16 protein-coding genes and 2 pseudogenes are annotated in these 20,232 nt (G+C 48.1%); 16 read left to right on the forward strand and 2 right to left on the reverse strand.

Features of this window, described 5'->3' with window-relative positions; all coding sequences use genetic code 11:
• The first annotated feature begins 499 nt into the window (after nt 1-499).
• Nucleotides 500-1,201 carry an RNA polymerase sporulation sigma factor SigK gene (gene sigK / locus ACZ439_RS20705; RefSeq protein WP_330164460.1) on the forward strand — a complete coding sequence of 234 codons (702 nt, stop codon included), beginning with the start codon at nt 500-502 and terminating at the stop codon, nt 1,199-1,201.
• 229 nt (nt 1,202-1,430) lie between these two features.
• Here sigK and ACZ439_RS20710 read toward each other — a convergent pair.
• A protein-coding gene (locus ACZ439_RS20710) for an IS3 family transposase (protein ID WP_464620104.1) occupies nt 1,431-2,551 on the reverse strand; the annotation gives its coding sequence in 2 pieces (ribosomal slippage) (nt 1,431-2,302 and nt 2,302-2,551; 1,122 coding nt in all).
• 63 nt (nt 2,552-2,614) lie between these two features.
• Nucleotides 2,615-3,832: pseudogene (locus ACZ439_RS20715) on the reverse strand (IS110 family RNA-guided transposase).
• Nucleotides 3,833-4,311: 479 nt separating this feature from the next.
• On the opposite strand from ACZ439_RS20715, the gene ACZ439_RS20720 reads away from it, so the two are divergent.
• From ACZ439_RS20720 to ACZ439_RS20790, 15 genes and pseudogenes are all read left to right on the forward strand, one after another.
• Nucleotides 4,312-5,664, forward strand: a complete 1,353-nt coding sequence (locus tag ACZ439_RS20720) for an aspartate aminotransferase family protein (RefSeq protein ID WP_201318243.1) — start codon at nt 4,312-4,314, stop codon at nt 5,662-5,664.
• 13 nt (nt 5,665-5,677) lie between these two features.
• Nucleotides 5,678-6,811 (forward strand): alanine dehydrogenase, encoded by a 1,134-nt coding sequence (ald, locus tag ACZ439_RS20725; RefSeq protein WP_464620105.1) that lies wholly within the window; start codon nt 5,678-5,680, stop codon nt 6,809-6,811.
• A gap of 294 nt (nt 6,812-7,105) precedes the next feature.
• Nucleotides 7,106-7,291 (forward strand): annotated as a pseudogene (locus ACZ439_RS20730) (RNA polymerase subunit sigma-70); the annotation flags it as partial.
• A gap of 295 nt (nt 7,292-7,586) precedes the next feature.
• Nucleotides 7,587-9,005 (forward strand): Wadjet anti-phage system protein JetA family protein, encoded by a 1,419-nt coding sequence (locus ACZ439_RS20735; protein ID WP_023554900.1) that lies wholly within the window; start codon nt 7,587-7,589, stop codon nt 9,003-9,005.
• A gap of 6 nt (nt 9,006-9,011) precedes the next feature.
• On the forward strand, nt 9,012-9,620 hold the full coding sequence (locus tag ACZ439_RS20740; protein WP_023554899.1) for a DUF4194 domain-containing protein: 609 nt from the start codon (nt 9,012-9,014) through the stop codon (nt 9,618-9,620).
• Complete coding sequence (locus tag ACZ439_RS20745) at nt 9,589-13,044, forward strand: ATP-binding protein (protein ID WP_074727205.1); 3,456 nt, start codon at nt 9,589-9,591, stop codon at nt 13,042-13,044. The genes ACZ439_RS20740 and ACZ439_RS20745 overlap by 32 nt, the downstream gene beginning before the upstream one ends.
• Nucleotides 13,045-13,068: 24 nt before the next feature.
• Nucleotides 13,069-14,343 carry a Wadjet anti-phage system protein JetD domain-containing protein gene (locus tag ACZ439_RS20750; RefSeq protein ID WP_083351195.1) on the forward strand — a complete coding sequence of 425 codons (1,275 nt, stop codon included), beginning with the start codon at nt 13,069-13,071 and terminating at the stop codon, nt 14,341-14,343.
• A 346-nt stretch (nt 14,344-14,689) separates the two neighbouring features.
• Nucleotides 14,690-14,926: a hypothetical protein gene (locus ACZ439_RS20755; RefSeq protein WP_023554896.1), complete on the forward strand. Its 237-nt coding sequence runs from the start codon at nt 14,690-14,692 to the stop codon at nt 14,924-14,926.
• Nucleotides 14,910-15,176: a type II toxin-antitoxin system RelE family toxin gene (locus ACZ439_RS20760; RefSeq protein ID WP_023554895.1), complete on the forward strand. Its 267-nt coding sequence runs from the start codon at nt 14,910-14,912 to the stop codon at nt 15,174-15,176. Before ACZ439_RS20755 ends, ACZ439_RS20760 begins: the two co-directional genes overlap by 17 nt.
• 217 nt (nt 15,177-15,393) lie before the next feature.
• On the forward strand, nt 15,394-15,663 hold the full coding sequence (locus tag ACZ439_RS20765; protein ID WP_464620106.1) for a hypothetical protein: 270 nt from the start codon (nt 15,394-15,396) through the stop codon (nt 15,661-15,663).
• A 304-nt stretch (nt 15,664-15,967) separates the two neighbouring features.
• Nucleotides 15,968-16,123 (forward strand): hypothetical protein, encoded by a 156-nt coding sequence (locus ACZ439_RS20770; RefSeq protein WP_157462203.1) that lies wholly within the window; start codon nt 15,968-15,970, stop codon nt 16,121-16,123.
• A gap of 88 nt (nt 16,124-16,211) precedes the next feature.
• The gene (locus ACZ439_RS20775; RefSeq protein ID WP_429848583.1) at nt 16,212-17,345 is read left to right on the forward strand and encodes a DUF6155 family protein; all 1,134 of its coding nucleotides are present in this window, start codon (nt 16,212-16,214) and stop codon (nt 17,343-17,345) included.
• A 12-nt stretch (nt 17,346-17,357) separates the two neighbouring features.
• Complete coding sequence (locus ACZ439_RS20780) at nt 17,358-17,996, forward strand: UPF0158 family protein (RefSeq protein WP_054799813.1); 639 nt, start codon at nt 17,358-17,360, stop codon at nt 17,994-17,996.
• Between the two features lie 28 nt (nt 17,997-18,024).
• On the forward strand, nt 18,025-18,321 hold the full coding sequence (locus ACZ439_RS20785) for a nucleotide exchange factor GrpE (protein WP_209844419.1): 297 nt from the start codon (nt 18,025-18,027) through the stop codon (nt 18,319-18,321).
• A 178-nt stretch (nt 18,322-18,499) separates the two neighbouring features.
• Complete coding sequence (locus tag ACZ439_RS20790; RefSeq protein ID WP_464621150.1) at nt 18,500-20,173, forward strand: SWIM zinc finger family protein; 1,674 nt, start codon at nt 18,500-18,502, stop codon at nt 20,171-20,173.
• The last annotated feature ends 59 nt before the right edge of the window (nt 20,174-20,232 follow it).

Below are 20,232 nucleotides of genomic sequence, written 5' to 3' on the forward strand. Positions count from 1 at the left end.
CAACCCCTATCATGTTATATTAAATAACAAATTAATGTTAATATATATATCATTATATGCTATAAAGATCAAGAGTTAATAAAATAAATTTATATCAATAGATTTGGATAAGTTTGATAAGGATTGTGTATAAAAACTCTGCAAAGATACTGGCTGTATAAGGTTTGACTAGTATCTTCCGTCTGTAGAAGCAACTTTATTACTTTAATATGATGATATTAATAAACGATGTTATGAAAGTTAACGTGTTTATTTTGAACTATTTTATATATAATTTGGTTGCATTTATAATAAACCGATCGCAATAAATGAATTGTTACATAATAGGAAATATATGGGCTCTGTTACTGCAACACACCGTTCTACGTCAACCAAAGTGGAGGACTGGTGCTATATAGGGTTAAGGACGATAAGCTGTAGTTAATTTTTATGACGTACAGGCACGGATAGGCAGAGGCCCTCATATCATGATAGTAATCTCGTCTAGGGGGTGGGTGGAGTGCCTGGTTTTTTCTCAGCGATTGCTTTCTTTATTAAAAACTTGATGCTTCTTGTATCGTATGTAAAAAATAATGCATTTCCTCAACCGTTGTCTGAACAGGAAGAGGAGAAGCATCTTCGATTGATGTCTGAAGGCAATCAACATTCCCGTAATATGTTAATTGAACATAACCTGAGACTTGTCGCCCATATCGTCAAAAAATTCGATAATACGGGGGAAGATTTGGAGGATTTGATCTCGATCGGTACGATCGGGTTAATCAAAGCGATCGAGTCGTTCTCGCCGAACAAAGGAACGAAGTTGGCTACATTCGCAGCTCGTTGTATCGAAAACGAAATCCTGATGCATTTACGATCCCTGAAGAAAACAAAGAAGGATGTATCCCTTCATGACCCCATAGGAACGGACAAGGAGGGAAATGAGATTACGCTGATCGACATTCTCGGCTCGGAGGCGGACGATGTTGCGGATAAGGTCGAGCTGAAGATTGAGAAGAGCAAAATATACCGCAACCTCGATATCCTGGATGAGCGGGAGCGGGAGGTTGTCGTCGGCCGGTTCGGGCTGGAGCTCGGCGGCGAGGAGCGGACGCAGCGGGAGATTGCGAAGGAGCTTGGGATTTCGCGTTCCTATGTGTCACGGATCGAGAAGAGGGCGCTGATGAAGCTGTATCATGAGTTTTATAAAGCGAAGCGGTGAAAGAAGTGTCGGGTAGATCGCGAGGGCGATCTGCTCTTTTTTCATGGGACAAGTACTCCTACGTGATTCCGAAGGGGGATTAACTTAGTGCGCTGAACACGCTCAACCATTGCCTCCTATTTTTTGAAGAGTTGCTCAAAGGTTGTGCAGCCTATTAAGTTGGGAAAAAATCAAGGAGAGTCTGCCAAGTGTTTTGTTATACAACGAAATGTGGATTGTCAACAGAAAATCAGACAACTTTTTTAAGGGCTTCTTGTCGATACTGAACAGGCGTCATATAGTCTAAGGTTCCATGGATGCGATGCTTGTTGAACCAATTGACGTAATCATATAATTCCAATTCCAAATGACGGAGACTCTGGAAGGTCATCTGGTTCACAAACTCTGTTTTCATGATTTTGTATGTGGCTTCAGCCACAGCGTTGTCGTAAGGACAGCCTTTCATACTTAGCGATCGACCAATTTCAAACGTCTCCAGAAGCTCTTCCATTTTTTGATTTTTGAACTCGCTGCCACGGTCGGTATGAAACCATTGAATCTGGCGCAGATCACCCTTAACGGTCGCGAAGGCACGGGTAATCAAAGCAGCATCCTTGTTCGGGCCTGCACTATGACCAATGATTTCTCGATTAAATAGATCCACCAGCACACAAATGTAATGCCATCGGTTCTGGACTTTCACATACGTTAAATCACTGACGACGAAGCGTTTAGCTTCCGTTTGCTCAAACTCCCTCTTCAAAACATTCACCGTCGTCGCTTCGTTACAGGCCGATTTATGGGGCTTATATTGGGCCACTGTGTAAGTGGAAACGAGCCCTTGCTCTTTCATGATGCGACCAATGCGGCGTCTGGAGACGATGAACCCGCGCTCATGGAGCTTCACTTTGATCTTGCGTGTGCCATAGGCTTTTCGGTTTTTGAGAAAGATATCCACAATAGCTTCAGTGACATCATCTTCAGTGGCTCGTTCTTTGGCGTCGTAATAAAATATACTTCTTGCGATTTGCAGGACGTCGCACATTGCTGATACCGAGTATTTATCACGGTTGTTCTGAATGATAGCTACTTTCGTCCCATGATCAGCGCGGCTTGCTTTAAAATATCCACCTCCATTTTCAGTCGCTGATTCTCTTTTCGCAAAGCAATCAGTTCCTCTTCTTCTGACGAGCGATTGTCCTTCTCCTTGAAGGAGCCCGTTGTCTGAGCTTGGTTGATCCAGCGGTCTAAAGCAGAAGCTGTGAGGTCATATTCCTCCACAATCGCTGCTCTGGACTTCCCATTTTCATAGAGCTGCACCATTTGTTTTTTGAATTCTGAAGTAAATGTACGTCGTGGTTGTTTGGGCATTGTAGAAATCCGCTCCTTAGCATGATAAGTTTATTCTACAAGCCCTTATTTTTTCTGTCCAACTTAGTGTAGCCGATCCAGTTGGCCGTTGCGTAGCAGCGCATCGACCAGACGCACAAGTTTTCTTGCCGTTAAGACGAGGGCGCGTTTGTGTTGATGCTTGGGCACTTCCGCGAATTTCTTCCGGTAAAACTCGCCGAATTCCGGTTCGCGGTTTTTGACCGAGTTGGCAGCTTCAACCAGGTAATAGCGAAGGAATCGGTTGCCGGAACGAATGCGTTTCGTATCCTCGGCCTCGAAGGGGCCAGACTGATGCTTCCGCCAAACGAGGCCCGCATACTTGGCCACGGCCGCTTGATCACTGAAACGCTCAATATCGCCGATTTCGGCCAGGATGCCGGCGGCGTAGACCCGGTCAATGCCGGGGATCGAGCGCAGACACCGGGAAGTCGGAATGCCTTCAAGCATGCGTTCGATCGCTTTGTCGAGTTCCTTGAGTTGGCTCTGGATGCTTCGGATGGCCTGGATCGAGGTGCCGAGCACCAGGTCGATGGAATCCTCGACGACCTTGGACAGACGGTAGGAGGCGCGAGCGGCCTTCTGGATGCATTTGGCGACATGTTCGGGATCAGGGAAACGATTGCGCCCTTTCTCCCTGAGATAGTCGGCCAGGTCGGCGACTTCCATGTTTGCGATATCGTCAAGGCTGTACTTCTCGGAGAGCATTTTCAGGTTCGCGTGGCCGAATACGGAGCTGTCAACCTCGGTACGGAACGCGTTGCATTTGTAAAACAGGTTCTGCAGGAAGTACTGTTTCTCACGCGTAGGTTATGGACGAGGTGGAAACGCATGCGAGTCAGCCGTTGCAGTGCCACATACTGTTCCTGCATGACGATCGTTGTGGTCAGCCTGCCGAAGCGCAAGCGGTCGGCGATCATCCAGGCATCGATCCGGTCGGTCTTGTCCAGATCTGCATAAGCCTCCCGGAACTTGTGGATAAGCTTTGGATTAATCGTGAACACCTTGGTTTTCCGCTCTTGAAGCGTGGCATCCTCATGCAGGTACATGGCGGGGTGCCAGCTGTAGACCGAAGTCGCTTCCAGGCCGATATGGATTTCAGAAGCCGGCAGCTTGTCCGCAGCAGCGAATGCGGTCGCGCAGATGCGAGGCACCGTGCAGATTGTTTTCGACTTTGAGCGTTTCAAGCGTATCGCCTTCTGAATTCATGAAACACGCTTCCAGTTCTTCTGAATTGACGTCAATACCGACAAATAATTTCAAGGGTGATCCCTCCCTTCTGTATTGGGGATTCAGGGAATTGGACTCTTCGGGATGCCCCCAGCGCGCTCGCCGATCAGTCACCCTCGCCTATGAGAACTGCCTCTGGTCCATGAGCTGCCTCGAAGCTGCTATCTTCGAGCATGGGTTGCCAAAGGGAACTGCCAGCGGGTAAGAAGCTCAGCGCGAGTGCTGGGGAAACAGACTTTAAATGTAGTCGAGCTACAGGAGGAAAGTCGAATTTCCCCAAATGACCCCAAGATCATTGTCCGGGAACATCACGAAAAATCCAAGACCCTGATAGAATTTTTTATTGAATTGTCAAAGAGCGAATTTACTCCAGACTCTGACTTCCGTTCCTTGCCCTCCTTGCCCTTCGGGCTTAGGTACGGATTCAGATATACGCCCATGAAACAACTGAAAATTCACTGGAAATTCGTCGAAAAGAAGGTTCTGAAAATATAATACGAGGAGATGAGAAGATGTTTCGGAAAAGTGAATCCGACGGTGTGCTTGAACAAGACCGAAGGTATTTATGGCATGCTATGTCACCTTATAACGAGAAGGTGCCGCCTATGGTTGTTACAGGCGGCAGTGGTTCTTGGATCACGGATATGAACGGAAACCGGTATTTAGACGGGATGTCCGGTTTGTGGTGCGTCAATGTAGGCTACGGTCGGGAGGAACTTGCCAGGGCGGCGTACGAACAATTGAGCGCAATGCCTTATTATCCGTTGACCCAAAGCCACCTGCCTGCCGTTCAATTGGCTGCCAAGCTGAATGAATGGCTGGAAGGGGAATATGTTATTTTTTTCTCCAATAGCGGCTCTGATGCCAATGAAACTGCGTTTAAGATCGCAAGACAATACCATCAGCAAAATGGTGAGAACAGTCGCTTTAAATTCATTTCACGGTATCGTGCTTATCATGGCAATTCCATGGGAGCCCTAGCGGCAACGGGGCAGGCCCAGCGCAAATATAAATACGAGCCTCTAGCGGCAGGGTTTGTACATGTTCGTCCACCGGACAGCTATAGGCGCCCTTCAGGGATGACGATTGAGGATTTTAATCTGCAGTGCGCTCGCGAGATTGAAGAAACGATTATCTGGGAAGGAAAGGAAACGATAGCCGGGGTCATTATGGAGCCTGTGATTACAGGAGGCGGCATCATTATTCCCGACCAGATCTATTTAGATGAAGTGCAGCGTATTTGCAAACAACATAATGTGCTGCTCATTATCGATGAAGTGATATGCGGGTTCGGAAGGTCGGGTCAAAAATTCGGATTTATGAACTATGGTTTACAGCCAGATATCGTTACGATGGCAAAAGGTTTGACCAGTGCCTATTTGCCTTTGTCCGCGACCGCCGTGCGCAAAGAGATTTATGATGCCTTTAAAGAAAATACCGAATACAACCACTTTCGACATGTGAACACTTTCGGGGGAAGTCCGGCTTCTTGTGCGGTGGCCTTGAAAAACCTTGAGATTATGGAACGAGAACAATTGGTCGAGCGGTCCAGGCAGCTCGGGGACAAACTGAATACGCAGATGCAGCAGCTGTTGGACCATCCTCAGGTTGGTGACATACGAAGCTTCGGATTTTTAATGGGAATTGAAATGGTGCGGAACAAGGAGACAAAAGAACCGCTACATGTTGCGAATATAGGGGAAATTATAGCAGCGTGTAAAAAGCGAGGTCTAATTATAGGGAAGAATGGGGATACCGTTGCCGGTTTCAATAACGTGTTGACACTTTCTCCTCCCCTTTCGTCTACGGATGAGGATTTGGATTTTATGGTTCATACAATGAAAGAGGTTATCAGCAATTACTAAAGGGGGGATAGGAATGCTTATTGGGCTTCCAAGAGAAATAAAAAATAATGAAAGCCGTGTAGGTATGACGCCGGCTTCAGTCGCGGTTTATAAAGCTGCAGGTCATGATGTGCTTGTAGAGACAAATGCGGGGGCAGGTATCGGATTTACGGATCAAGATTACGTTGAAGCCGGGGCTACAATCGTGGCTACGGCCAAGGAAGCATGGGCCGGGGAAATGATCGTCAAAGTGAAAGAGCCGCTGCCGGAAGAATACCGGTATTTTCGGGAAGGGATGATCATATACACATATCTCCATCTGGCTCCGGAACCTGCGCTGACAAAAGCGCTGGTGGACAATAAGGTGACTGCGATCGCATACGAGACGATCCAATTGGATAACGGCAGTTTACCGCTGCTTACGCCGATGAGTGAAGTAGCTGGACGGATGTCGATCCAAATAGGAGCACATTTTTTGGAGAAATCGAATGGGGGCAAGGGAGTCCTCTTAAGCGGAGTGCCGGGAGTTGAGCCTGCGAAAGTAGCCGTAATCGGTGGCGGAATCGTCGGACTCAACGCTGCAAAGATGGCACTAGGATTAGGGGCAGACGTTACTATTCTCGATATTAATCCAGAACGATTGCGGCAGCTGGATGATCTGCTCACCGGCCGTATCAAAACAGTTATGTCAAACCCGAAGAACATTGCATGTGCAGTACGAGATGCAGATTTAGTTGTCGGAGCGGTGTTGATTCCTGGCGCGCGGGCCCCGCGTTTAGTCACTGAAGATATGGTGAAGAACATGAGTCCCGGATCTGTAATTATCGATGTGGCAATCGATCAAGGGGGATCGATTGAAACGATAGACCGGATTACGACCCACGACGACCCGATTTATAAGAAATTCGGCGTTATCCATTATGCTGTTGCCAACATGCCTGGGGCGGTAGCAAAAACTTCGACCATCGCCTTGACTAATGTGACTACGACATATGGCTTGCAAATTGCTAACAAGAAGCATCGGCAGGCAGCATTGGAAAACACGGCGCTGGCCAAAGGAATTAACGTCATCGATGGCAAAGTTACTTTTAAGGCAGTAGCCGAAGCCCATGGTTATAATTACGTAGACGTTTATACCGTATTAAAGGGTACTCCCATTGCGATCTAAATCAGAAACAGGGCTGATGGAAGCCACCGGCTAAGTCCATATCAATTGAAAGCGAACGCCAGAAAATTCACATTTATACAATGACGGATTGGGTAGACATACGGGAGCAGTTCCAAAACCCTTGTTGACTGTAAGAAATTGTAGCGTATTTTCTCATAGGATCCGATAGTTCACGGTACAGGCACGATTAGGCTTACGCCCACATACACTGTAGTGATGCGCCACTCCTATGCCGGTCAGGCGAGGGCGGGCAAAACTTCAGGGGGTGAACTGATCCGTGCCTGTTTTTTTGCAATGATTGCGCTTTTCATTAAGCAGCTCATGCTCTTGGTCTCCTATGTCAAAAATAACGCGTTCCCGCAGCCGCTCGCCGAAGAAGACGAGGCAAAGCATTTGCGGCTAATGGCCGAAGGAAACCAAGAATCGCGAAATCTGTTGATTGAGCACAACCTGCGGCTTGTCGCGCATATCGTCAACAGGTTGTGAACACGAACCGACGTCAGGAAGCGGCGCGATTTGTGTGCAGCGGGCGGTTTGTGCGGTGAGGGTGGACGAGCTATATGGAGCCTGAATCAGCCGGTCCGAGGGGGCCGGTTTTCTGCTTCTTCTGGAGTTAATACCGATACTTGAGAACCTTGTGCGGCAAGTATTCCGTATACCAATGGAGCTTGCCATTAAGATTGAAGGGAATAGCCGTATTCTACCATACTTCATATCTTCCAAATCTAGTATAATAAAGTATCGACATTTTTCTCCGAAAGGGTATGCGCGCGGTATGATGAACTTGTTTGATGTAGTACCGGAAGGATTATTTCATCTTCTGACGGGTTCCAATCGGAAGATATATGCGGAAGCACTGCTGCTTTTATACGAGCATTCGCAAAGGGAGCGGTTCGGCATTCGCTATGAAGTCATGCGGGATCTGCTGCAGGAGCTGCTGGAGACTCAACAAGAAACGGGTATGGTCATTTCTGCCGATGAGGATGAGCCGGTTGGAGCTGGAAGAGAGGATCAGCTTACGTTAGAGGATGTCTCCAGAGCTCAGGCCAATGCATTGCTGCGACGGCTGGAACGGGCGAAGTGGATTGATGTGGAAACCCGCAGCCAGTTCGAAGCTTATATTGTACTTCCCCATTATGCCAGCCGGCTGATTGCGGTGTTTCAGGAATTATGCGAAGCACGGACGGTCGAATATCAACGGTTTGCTTTTGTAACTTATCAGCTTCTTACCGGCGAGGAGGCCAAAATGCGCCCTTGTTTCGCCGTAATGGAGGCGGCACAGGTAACAAGGCAATTTCGCCATGAATTGATTGGGTTATACAATAATATGAAGCATCACATGGAGACAGTTGTTCAAAAAACTTCGATTCGCGAAGTGCTGGACCATCATTTTGAAACCTATAAATCGCAAATTGTAGATAAAAGCTATCACCGGCTCAAAACGTCGGATCATGTGGCGCGCTATCGTTTTCAAATCCTTCATACGGTTCAGAAGTGGCTCCTAGATCGGGGTTTGCTGCAGGAAGCTGCAATGGACGGCGTCAAGAGCGAGCTGTATGAAACGGTTGAACAAGCGGAATATGCCGTCAAGGAAGCTTTATTCTTCATTGAAGAAACCTTTGTCGGGCTGGAAGAGATTTTCTATCAGATTGATGTGCGGCATAACCAGTATCTTCGTTCTTCCTACGACCGGGCCAGATATTTGAGTCAGCAGCATGAAGGATTGGACCGCCGGTTGACACGTCTGCTGGAGTTGCTCGGCCAGCAAAAGCAGGATGCGGAATACTCGCTGTTCGCGATTAATCAGGTTCGCGGATGGTCAGAGCAGTCACTCCTGCCGCCGCGCCGCCGAAGGATGGCTCATCAGCCGGAGACCCATGTTACGGTTCCGATTCCGGCACACGTGATGGAGGAGCTGCGACAGAGGAACGTAGAGAAAATGCGCAAGGCCATTACCCGTAAAAAAGTGGATGATTACGTCATGACCCGGCTTGGTGACCGAAAGCGCATGGAACTGATCGAGCTCGCTCCAAGTAGTGCCGAGGAATTTCTTATGCTGGGGTATGTTTATTTGTATGGCTCGGATGGTGGCTCGCGTTTCAGCTTGGACCGGCAAGGCAAGCGGCAGACGGTTAGTGTCGGAAGATATCGATTCCACAATCACGACATTGTCCGTAAAGAGCGGGGAGGATAACGATTCATGATGTTTCAAGATTTGAGCGACTCTGAACAATCGAAGGTCAAAGAAGTAATCCAGCGACTCATGGAGGTTAACCTTCTGATCAAAGACAAGGACCGGGAGTTGTATGCGACAATTCGTCGCTACCGTACCGCGTTGGAGGGCTATTATCGATTCCTTGGTTGGGAACTTGTCGTGGACGAGCGGCATGAATGCGTCTATCTGCATATTCCCGATGGCCGTCTTCGCCGTAGGCTTGACCGGGAACAGACACTATGGCTGCTGGTGCTGCGCTTACTATATGAGGAGAAGAGGCAAGGCCTATCGCTGGCGGATTATCCTATGATTACCCTTTATGAAATTCGCAGCAAGTACGAGACGTTCCGGCTGGAATGGGTAAACCGTACCGCATTGGACAGGCTGGTTAGATTGTGTGTACAGGCCCAATTGATTGAACCGCTGGATTCCGACATTCGTTCCGATGATGCCCGGTTCAAGCTGTTCCATACTTGGATCTATATGATTCAGACGGATGAGATGCAGTCGTTACTTGATAAGCTAGAATTGTACCTGACGAACGCGGAGGGAGGATTGCTGGATGAAATGGATGAAGCGGCTGCGTCTGATTAACTGGCATTATTTCAAGGACGAGGAGCTGGAATTCGGAAAACAGACGTTGATCACTGGACAGAACGCCGCGGGAAAATCGACGATTATTGACGCGCTGCAGGTGCTTTTCGTTGCTGATCATCGAATGATCAAGTTCAATGCGGCTGCACACGATGACGCCAAACGCAGCTTTATCAATTATCTTAGGGGAAAAATCGGCAGCGACGAGCGCTCCTTTTTGAGGGACGGCGATTTTACGACTTATATTGCAGCTGAATTCCGGGACGAGGACCGTAAGGAATGGTTCGTTGTCGGGGTAGCGATTGATGTATACCGAGGAAGCACGACCGGGGAAGAAGAGTATTTCATTTTGTCAGATCGGCGGTTGGATGATTTGCAGTTTGTCAAATCCAACGGCCAGCTGCTCAATCGAGACGAATTCCGCAAGCGCTACGGTGGGGAAAGCGTCAGGGTCAGCGGGCTCTCCGGAAAAAAGGCTTTGTTTGAAAGGAACAAGACCAACTATCAGAAAGCCTTACTCGCCCGGATGGGACAGCTTCATGATCGGTTTTTCACAATATTCACCAAAGCGCTCTCGTTCAAGCCGATCCAGAATATCCGTGCTTTTGTCAACGATTATATACTCGACCGAAAAGAGCTGCAGTTGGATTTGATGCGGCAAAATTTCGAGATCCACGAACGGTATCGCCAGGAGCTGGAGCATCTTCAGGAGAAGAAGCTGCACCTGCAATCCATACGTGAGTGTTATGCCCAGTATGCCAAATACAAGGAGACTGCCATTGAGCAGGATTATGTGATCCGGCGCTTGAAAGCGGATTACGAGAGTGAGAATCTGGAGCAGACCGAACGGGACAATGTCCGGCTGGAAGAAGAGCTGCGACAGCTTGCGGATGATATTGACCTTGCCGCCCGGTTGCAGGCGGAAGCCCGGGACAAGCAGCAGGATGCTTACCAGCGCTGGCAGAACCATGCTGCGGAGAAGCGCAAGAAAGAGCTGCACGAGGACATTGCCCGGCTCACCGCTCAACAGAGCGAGGGAGAGAGGCTCTTGCTCACGTATCGGAGACAAATTGAACGGGAGCTTCAGCTATTGGCGAACTTGTACGATTGGCCGGACAATCCGTACTGGACATGGAAGCCTGGAGAGAGGGAGACGCTTCGCAGTTATCAGGAGAGCCTGGCGCGTCTTGACGCTGTGGCACGTTGCGGAATCATTGAAGTCCATGAGGAAGAAGAGTGGACACGGGATCTGGCTGAGATTGGAGAAGGTCTAACGGCGTGGCGTGACAGGATGCTCGTTCAACATAACCAGTTGCAGGAAAAGCTGGGTGAAACGGACGCTCGAATCGAAGAGTTAAGAACGATCATTCGTGATCTGGAGCAGCAGAAGCGCAGCTATGCCGAACCGGTGCGCCAGTTGAAGGGCATCTTGGAGGAACGGCTGCGGGGCCGCTCGGCGGTTTGGGTGTTTTGCGAGCACATGGAGCTCAAGGAAGAGCTTTGGCGTAATGCGGTGGAAGGGTATTTGAACACCCAGCGCTTCGATCTGTTGGTTGAACCGGAATGTTTCGCAGAGGCATTGTCTATTTATGAAAGGGAGAAGCGAACCTATCGGCTGGAAGGCGTCGGTCTCGTCGATACGGAGAAGGAGAAGCGGTATTTGGGAACGGCCGTAACCGGTTCCCTGGCACTCGAGCTGCAGGCGGAGCATCCCGTAATCCAGGCGCACGTCGAGCATTTGCTGGGCAAGGTGATGAAGGCTGCAAACGAGCAGGAACTGCGACACCATCGTACAGCGGTGACCCAATCATGCATGGTTTACAACAACCTGGTAGCCCGGCAGATGCGCAAGGAGCAATACGAGGTTCCGTTCATAGGCGCCAAAGCGATCGCCCGCCAGTTGGAAATCCGCCGCTCCGAGCTGGTGTCTGCCCAGGACGAACGGCGCATGCTGTATGCTTGGGGTGAACACCTTTCCGAATGGATCGGCAAATTGAAGGAAACGGGCTGTACCAAGCTTGCCGACCATCTTGGCCTGATGCGGCATATCCACGAATGCTCGGAAATGCTATTGCAGAAGACAGAGGAACTGAATGGTCTCGATTTCAGCGAAGCGGAGCGGCTGCAGGCGGAGTATGAGCAGTGGAAGAAGGATGAACAGAAGTGGCAACAAAAATGGGGATCCTTACTCCAAAAGCAAACGGAAACCGAATCGAAAAAGTCCGAAGCGGAAGGAAAGCTGCACTTGCTTCGGATTAAGGTGCAAGAGTACGAAGCCGCATGGCGGAATTGGATCAATGAGCACGGCAGCGAGCGGGAAGCGGGAGCGATGCAAAGATACGAAGAAGCATGCAATTCGTCCGCCTCCACTTGGCAGAAAATCCAAAATTGGGAAGGCAGCTGGAAGGGTCAGCAGACACTGCGCGACAGCCAGTTCAACAAGCTGCAATTAATGCGGCAAAAATATAATATCGATCAAAATTTTATCGCCGACATCCAGAAGGTCACGAACGAGGATTACGATCGGCTGCTTGAAACGATCGAACACCTGAATATTCCGGAATATCAGGATAAAGTTGCGGCGGCTTTGAAAGAATCGGAAGAGGAGTTCAAGTCCCACTTTATTTTTCGGTTAAGGGAAGCGATCGAGATGGCCCGTAGGGAGTTTCACGAGCTGAACTATGCGCTGAGGCATTTTCCTTTTTCCGACGACAAGTATCATTTTGAGGTTTCCCCTAGTGAACGTTACAAGCGCTTCTATGATGCCGTGATGGATCCCATGCTTTTGGAAAAGGGTTCATTGTTCGAATTACCGGACAATGATCGTACCGAGGTTCTGCATGAGTTGTTCGATCTTCTGGTCAAAGGTGAGGCCGGACAATTGGAGGAGTTCTCGGACTATCGGCAATACTTGGATTTCGATATTATCGTAACATCCGGCAACGGCAAATACCGCTTCTCGCAAGTGCTGAAGGAGAAATCGGGAGGCGAGACGCAGACACCGTTCTATATTGCGATATTGGCTTCCTTCCACCACTTATATTCCGGAAAAAGCACGCGGCTTGTCATTTTCGATGAAGCGTTCAATAAAATGGACGAGCAGCGGATTCAATCCAGTCTGCGGTTGATTAAGCAAATGGGTCTGCAGCTGATTGCCGCCGTTCCCGATGAGAAGATGCAGCATATGGCTCCTGAGGTGTCCACCACGCTGTTCGTCAGCAAGCATAACTACCAGTGTTATGTAGACATGATTGACAAATGGGACAACGGGGCGGAAGACGAGATGGCGAGAGCGGGAGCCGTGGAAATAGCGGAATATGAGGCTGAGGCGGCTGCCGCATCGAATTTATCGAACGTTGACAACGGGAAATCCCCCTCAGCCGATGATGCGGATGAAGGAAACGGTCAAGGCTTTTTATTCTAGATTTTATGGTAAGGGGTGATCTGCTTGGAGATTCATGAAACGCCATATAAATCCAAATTTGTCTCCCAGCTGCTAAACCTCCTGTTGGACAAATACGAGTTAAGCCAGTCTTTTGTAACCGGGCAGCCTTCCAAGCAAAGGCCGCAGCTATCTCTTAACAAAAGTCCATTCTGGCAAGATTATACAGACGAAATGGATTTCCGTAAACGAATTTGGATCAACGAAGCAGCTTCCGAGTTGGAGCGGCTCGGACTTGTTGAACTCAATTGGGCCCGGTTTCGCACCGGCGAGCAGTTGGAAAGAATCTATCTGCGATGGAGTGAGTTGAAGACGGCTTATCGCGTTGCGGGGCGGATGCCGAAGCGGGACAAGCTGGAACGCTTGCGGCACATCCTTACTCCCTTATCCCGCCATCCTTGGGAATGGGTCAGGGTGTGGTCTGAACAAGCCGATGTATCGCTAGCCGAAGGTAAAACTGCCCACCTGGAGGTGGACGATCCAGAGGGGTATAAGGATCTTGTTTGTGTATTGCTGGAGCTTCCTAGGCTCGAGCGAGCCGTTCCAATAAGATTACTTAGCCAGAGGCTGTTCAAGGACTCCAAGCACATGGAAAGAAACGTTCAACGAAGGTTGCTTTCGCTCGCCAAGCAGGCATCAGGAGAGGAGCGTGAAACCGAGGAAGAATGGCTTGATTTCCTCGGGGTGGCCAAAAATCCACAAATTGTGCTGGTAAGCGGGCCTCTTTCATTCCGTACTACCGACAGTCGTAAGGTTGATATTGGAGTGTTTGCCGGTGGGGTTGGCTTATCGGATAAAACGGTGGAAGAAATGTATCAAGTGCAAACAGTTGCCACTCGGATAGTAACAATTGAAAACTTGGCGACTTATCATCTGTGGCTCGAACACGCTTCCGAGCTCCGCGACACAGAGCTTGTTCTATATACCGGGGGATTTCCCCATCGGTCATTGCAATCCTTTTTGTGTAGACTGGCAGAGCATTTGGCCTCGGCATCGGAAAAGAACATTGAAGTGTATCATTGGGGTGATATTGATCTGGGAGGAATCCGGATTTTTGAATACCTGCGGAAGAAATTCTTTTCTAATCTGAGGCCCATGCTAATGGATGCGGAGACGCTTCTTCGTTACGAGTCCTCAGCGGCGTCAATCAGCGATGAATATGCCGGAAAGCTTGAGGAGGCTCTAAAGGATACCCGACTGACCCATTGGAGGCAGGTGCTGCAAACGATGCTTGATCGAAGGATACGCTTGGAACAGGAAAGTATTGTGGAATTGGATTAAAGAAGAAAACAATGGACATTAACTTTCTGACTTTTTGTTATGGAGGAAAACCAGACCACTCATCTTTGACGAGGGGTTCAGGTAACGTTCTTGTATTCACGAATCCGAGAACCTTAAGGCAGCGTAGCTGCCGGCCGCGACGCGGTTAGGTTCGCAGGGTTGTCTGCATGAATCTTCTCCCCCGAAATGCCTCGGGCAGACCAAGGGCCGTATGGCCCGAAGCGTGAATACGGTGTTAGCTGATGTTGCTGACTACCTTGAAATAGCCCGTACGATCTTTATGAAATTTCATTAAGTACGTGTTATAATAAAATTAATTTAGCTTTTCTAGATAGGGGTTGATCGAATGGCAGTTTCAAAAGATCATTTGAACAAATTAATTCAACAATTACCTGAAGAAGCCCTTCCAATCGCTGCTGATTTCTTGGAAAAATTAGTCACAAATAAAGAGTATCGTCATATCCCTTGGGATGATGAGCCAACTACTCAAGATGATATTGAAGCAATTAAAAAAGCTAAAGAATCCTTTAGACGTGGCGAGAGTATTAAACTTAAGGATGTTATCGATGACTTACTCAATTGAGTTCTATAAAGATGCTCTTAAGTATTTACAAAAATTAGATAGGACGAATCGTATTCGAATTACTCAACATCTACAAATTCTCTGTGAAGACCCTTATCATCCAGAGCTCGATATCAAAAGGATGCAAGGAACAATGGACGAATATCGATTACGAGTGGGTTCTTATCGAATTATTTATTCAGTTGAGAATGATAAGTTACTTATCCAAGTAATTAAAATTGGCTCTCGTGGTGATGTATATAAATCTTAACTTCTAGGTCTATTCTTACAGGGTAGGCCTTTTTACTTTTCTTCAGATCTTCAGCAATTTCAGCTAACGGCGCGGTTTGCGAAGTAAGGGTGGACGAGCTACATGGGCGATATGCCGGTCCGTGGGGACCGGTTTTCTGCTTCTACAGGATTCGGGGCGGTTTATGTTATACTGGTGATAAAAGAGCGGAAAAGCTTATGACATGGGGTGACATCGAATGGAAAAGGTCAATTCACCGGATGAGTTGATGGAGAACATATCGAATATGAGCCGCGACAACTCCGTGTACCACTTTCATATTCCAGGAAAGGGAAAGTTCACTCTCGTCTTGCAAGAGGAAGAGCAGCGGTCCATTCAAGCTGACGTTGAGTCTAATCCGGAATTGAAGGTCATGATTGAACAAAGCAGGAAGGAATTCAAGCTTGGCAAAGCCTTGAGCACATCGGAGTTACTGAAATCCTTATCTCCCGAGGACTTTCGATCATGAACCGCGTAGTTTTATGGTCTCCGGCAGTAAGCTCTCCCAGTTTCGCAGCGAGTGATTTTCTCCCGAGAAAACGTATGATTTCATATAATTATTCATTCTTGAAACAGAAGCTATACTCACCAATCCCATTATAGGCAAAGCTTATACTGAGGAAGACAGACCTATGCGGGACTGTCGCGTATCATTGTGAAGAGGTCTAGGATTTCTTTTGAACAGCAGGAGAATGAAGTTTAGAATGTTCCTGTTTTGTTTCCCGGAGAGAAATGAAAATGATTGCTCAGATTTATAATTGGGAGGAGAACAGTTGGCTATGCCCCTGCCAAATAAGTTGGACCGACAAATGTCTGAGGATGAATGCAGCATTGACGATATCCTTGAATCGGCTGGAGTTTTAACTCCGGAACAAGCTGCGCATTTGACTGATGAAATCAAAAGGATGCGCGAAGAAGAATGGGAATGAATCTAAATAGCCTACCCATTGTAATTCCAACCGGGATACAGTGGGATTGTTTATATACTCGGAATACTTAAAAGGAGAACAGACGATCATGGTTTATAGATGCAGAATCGAACTGAATGAGATTGCCCCGAAGATTTGGCGGGAGTTTCAATTTCATCCGGACGTGACGTTTCATCAGCTTCACAAAATCATCCAATCGGTCATGGGATGGGAAAATTACCATTTATACGAGTTTCATGTGAAAGAAAAGGTGATCGGTCTGCCCGATCCGACATTCGCAGATATGGAAGACCGAGAGGTATTGAATGCTCGAAGAGAAATCGTTCAGAAGCATGTTCACGAAGAAAACACCGTATTTACATACGTGTATGATTTTGGAGATGATTGGCAGCACACGGTTACGTTGATCAAAATCGACGCATCGACATCCGACCCGGCACCCTTGTGTCTAGATGGTGCCCGCGGCTGTCCGCAGGAAGATGTGGGAGGCGTGTGGGGGCATCAGCATATGCTGGAAGTACTGCTTACTCCCAATCATCCGGAGCGGGATCATTTTATAGGCTGGGTTCGAGAAGGATATGATCCCGAACATTTCTCCTGCGAAGAAGTGAATCAGGAGCTTGAGCGACAGAAGGACAAGCTGATCCCCAAGTCACTGGTTAAGCGGCCGGTAGGGAAAAAGCCTGTGAAGCTGACGAAGTCTGCTCTGAATAAGCATCTGAAGCAGCTAAATAGCGACCAGCTTATCGATTTGGTGAAGGCTTGTCATGGCGCCAGCAAAGATATGGAGAAGTTTCTTGCTGTAAGAATACTGGGCGATGAAGCAGTAGAGTCTCTCTTTCAAGAGTATTGCAAGAAGGTTGAGAAAGAGTTTTTCCCTGAGCGGGGATTTGGCAAGCTGAGACTCCAGGAAGCGAAACATGCGATCTCGGAATTCGAAAGATTGACTGGAAATGCCAGGTACGCCCTGGAATTGAAGCTGGTCTACGTTGAAAATGGAGTTGATTTCACCCTAAGCTACGGGGATATTGATGAACGCTTCTACTACAGCATGGTGTCCATGTATGCCGATATCATTGATCAAGTAAATAAAGATGAAACAGCCGAGTTGTTCGACGAATTCGAGGAGCGCCTTGAAGCCGTGGTTTCGAAAACAGAAGGGATCGGCTGGGGTTTTCATGACAATTTGGCTAATCTGCACGCTCAAATAAGATGGATTTAGGTGGGGAACTTAATGCGCGGCAGGAAGAAAAATAAGCGGACCGGTCAGAAAGCGGAATTCACGGGGCTGTTGGAGCAAGACGAGAATTTCTATTTTATCGCCGGATATACGGATGGCGGCTTCCCGTATGGAACCACGTGGGAGGAATATGAGGCGGAACAACGCGGCGAGTTGATCAAAGCGATAGTAGCTGAGGGAGAACCTATGAAAGAATTGAAATTGACCAAGCAGCAGTTTCAGGAGATTGTGGATGCATACGACATGTACGTAGAAGGAATAGAGTCCTTCCTGAATATCGAAACTGGAGATGTTGTCACGTTGCGAACGTTTGACCGGGATGAAGAGGACGAAGAATTAAGCGAGATCATTGAAGAAGGCTTTAATGAAATTTACTTTCGGATACCGAAACGGGAGTCGGATGAAGGATATACCGACATGGTTGATTTTGCGGAAACGGTTGAAGATAAAAAGCTGCAATCCACTTTGATGCACATATTAAGCGGCGGCAAGAGAATATTCCGAAGATTCAAGGATGCGTTATCTTCCGACAGTGAGCAGTTAGAGCGGTATTACCAGTTTGTTGAAGAGCAGAATCGCAAACGTGTTTCTGATTGGTTGGAATCCATTGAAGTGAAGTTGATTCTCGAGTAATCAAGAAATGTTTGGGCAGGGGATACCGGTGAAACGTTCTTCAAGACAGACGATGATTAAGCTGTATGCTCAAGCGGTCATTTCGGAACTTCAACAATTAGGTTATCCCAATGATCAAGCTAACGCAGTCTTTTTTCGACACTATCGAGACATGAAACGTTTATTTGGTCTTGAGCAGAATGTATGCGATTTTGCAAAGATGATTGATGAATTTGAACGTGCCATGCAGAAGAAGCATGACCCGAGTGATCCCAATTCAATTGCTGTTGGCCATCTAAACCACTTGGCTAAAACATACATCCTTAAGCATAAAAGCAACAAATGAGCAGGATTATTTTCCAAATGGCAACCGATATACGACCTGTGTCGCTGTCACCATTTCTAAAAGATGAATATGTCGACGCTGCGGCAGACCAACATATTCCCTTCTTTACCACGGTGCGATCTTATCAGGTGTTCATCGACTATTGGAATTCCAAAATGGAAAGAAGCATCCAAAGGGGGTGGTCCTCTTGAATTTATCCGATTTTTCCAGATACATAGATCCTGCAGTTGTACACAGAGGGAAGGAATACGCGTTCGAAGGACGGGTAATTTCCTTGAAGTCCATTGCCGATGAAAAGTACACTGCGGTTGTGCGCGGGTACGAGGATTATGAGGTTTATGTAAGGCTAGACAACGAGAACAACATAATGGAATCGGAATGCGATTGTCCGTACGATTTTGGACCGGTATGCAAGCATCAAGTCGCCGTATTCCTCGAGCTTAAGAATAGAGAAGCAGACGGGGTATCTTCACCGGAACCGTCTCTCCGGCAACTGTTGGAAGCAGAGAGCAAGGAGAAATTAATCGAATTGCTGCTCTCGATTGCATCGGATTCATATACCGCGGAAGAGCGCATCAGACTCCACTTGTCGAAAAGGGGCGCGGATCAGGAGTTGGACGCCTGCCGACGGTTGATTCGATCCTACATTGACACATATTCGGATGATCATGGTTTTGTGTCTTGGCGGAACGTAAGCCGCGCGGTGGAAGGTGCGGAGATCGTCGCTGAAAAGGCTCTCTCCGCCTTCGATGAAGAGGAATGGTTGCACGGGCTGGCGATTCTGTTTTGCATCATCGAAGAGATGATTGAATTATTGCAGTCCGCCGACGATTCGGACGGTGGAGTCGGGATCGTGATCGAAAGCTGTCTGGAATCGATCTTCAAGCTGGTTCAGGATCACCATCATATTCCGGCGGAAGAACGCTTGAAGATTTTCCGCCGGTTGTTGGAGGAGACACACCAGCCTTATTACGACGGGTGGTCGGATTGGCAGCTCGCGCTCCTCGAGGCGGCGGGCGCGCTGATCGAGTCGGAACAGATGCAACATCAATGGGATGATGCGGCGGATTCGCTCCTGGGTCATACGTCCGGAAGCAATTGGTCGCGGGAGTACACAGACGAGCGGGTAACTGTGCTCCGATATGGTCAAATTTTGGAACGTTCAGGTGAAGAACAGGCGAAAGCTTATTTGTATAAACATCTGCATTTCCCGGAAATTCGGGAGATTGCGATTCGAGCGGCGCTTGAGCAAGGCGATGCCGAGGAAGCGATCCGATTGGCGGAGGCCGGGGAAGCCCAAGATCAGAGGCTGCCGGGGCTCGTCTATCGCTGGAAGAAATATCGGTATGAGGCATACCATCGCACAGGACAAGTCGAACAGCAGCGGAAACTCGGGATGGAGCTGATTGTGAACGGAGAGTATGCGTATTATCGCTCTGTGAAGGATACATTTTCCGATGAGGGAGAATGGACTTTGTATTTGCAAGATATGTTAGATCAATTAGAGCAGAGCCCGAGGGGAGAGCATACGTATACCCAAATTCTGGTGGAAGAGGAGATGTACGCACGGCTTTTGGAACATGTCCGCAAGGCACCTTACCGAATTGAATCGTTCTATGAGCAATTGCTTCCGCATTACCCGGAGGAGGTGAAGGCGCTTTTCGTGGCATATATCGAATTCCGGGCGGATCAATCCAGAGACAGGCGAGATTACGCCGATGTTTGCCGGATCATTCGAATGCTTCAACAGGTTGGCGGACGGAAAGAAGCGTTCACCGTCACACAAAAATTGTTAACCAAATTTCCGCGAAGACCGGCTTTCCGGGAGGAGCTGGGGAAGATTCGTTTTTGAACTTTATGGGAATAAGAAGTAACGCGGTTTGAGCATAGCTTGATTTTTGTGAGTGGGTG

This window comes from Paenibacillus sp. JCM 9796 (genome assembly GCF_055379675.1).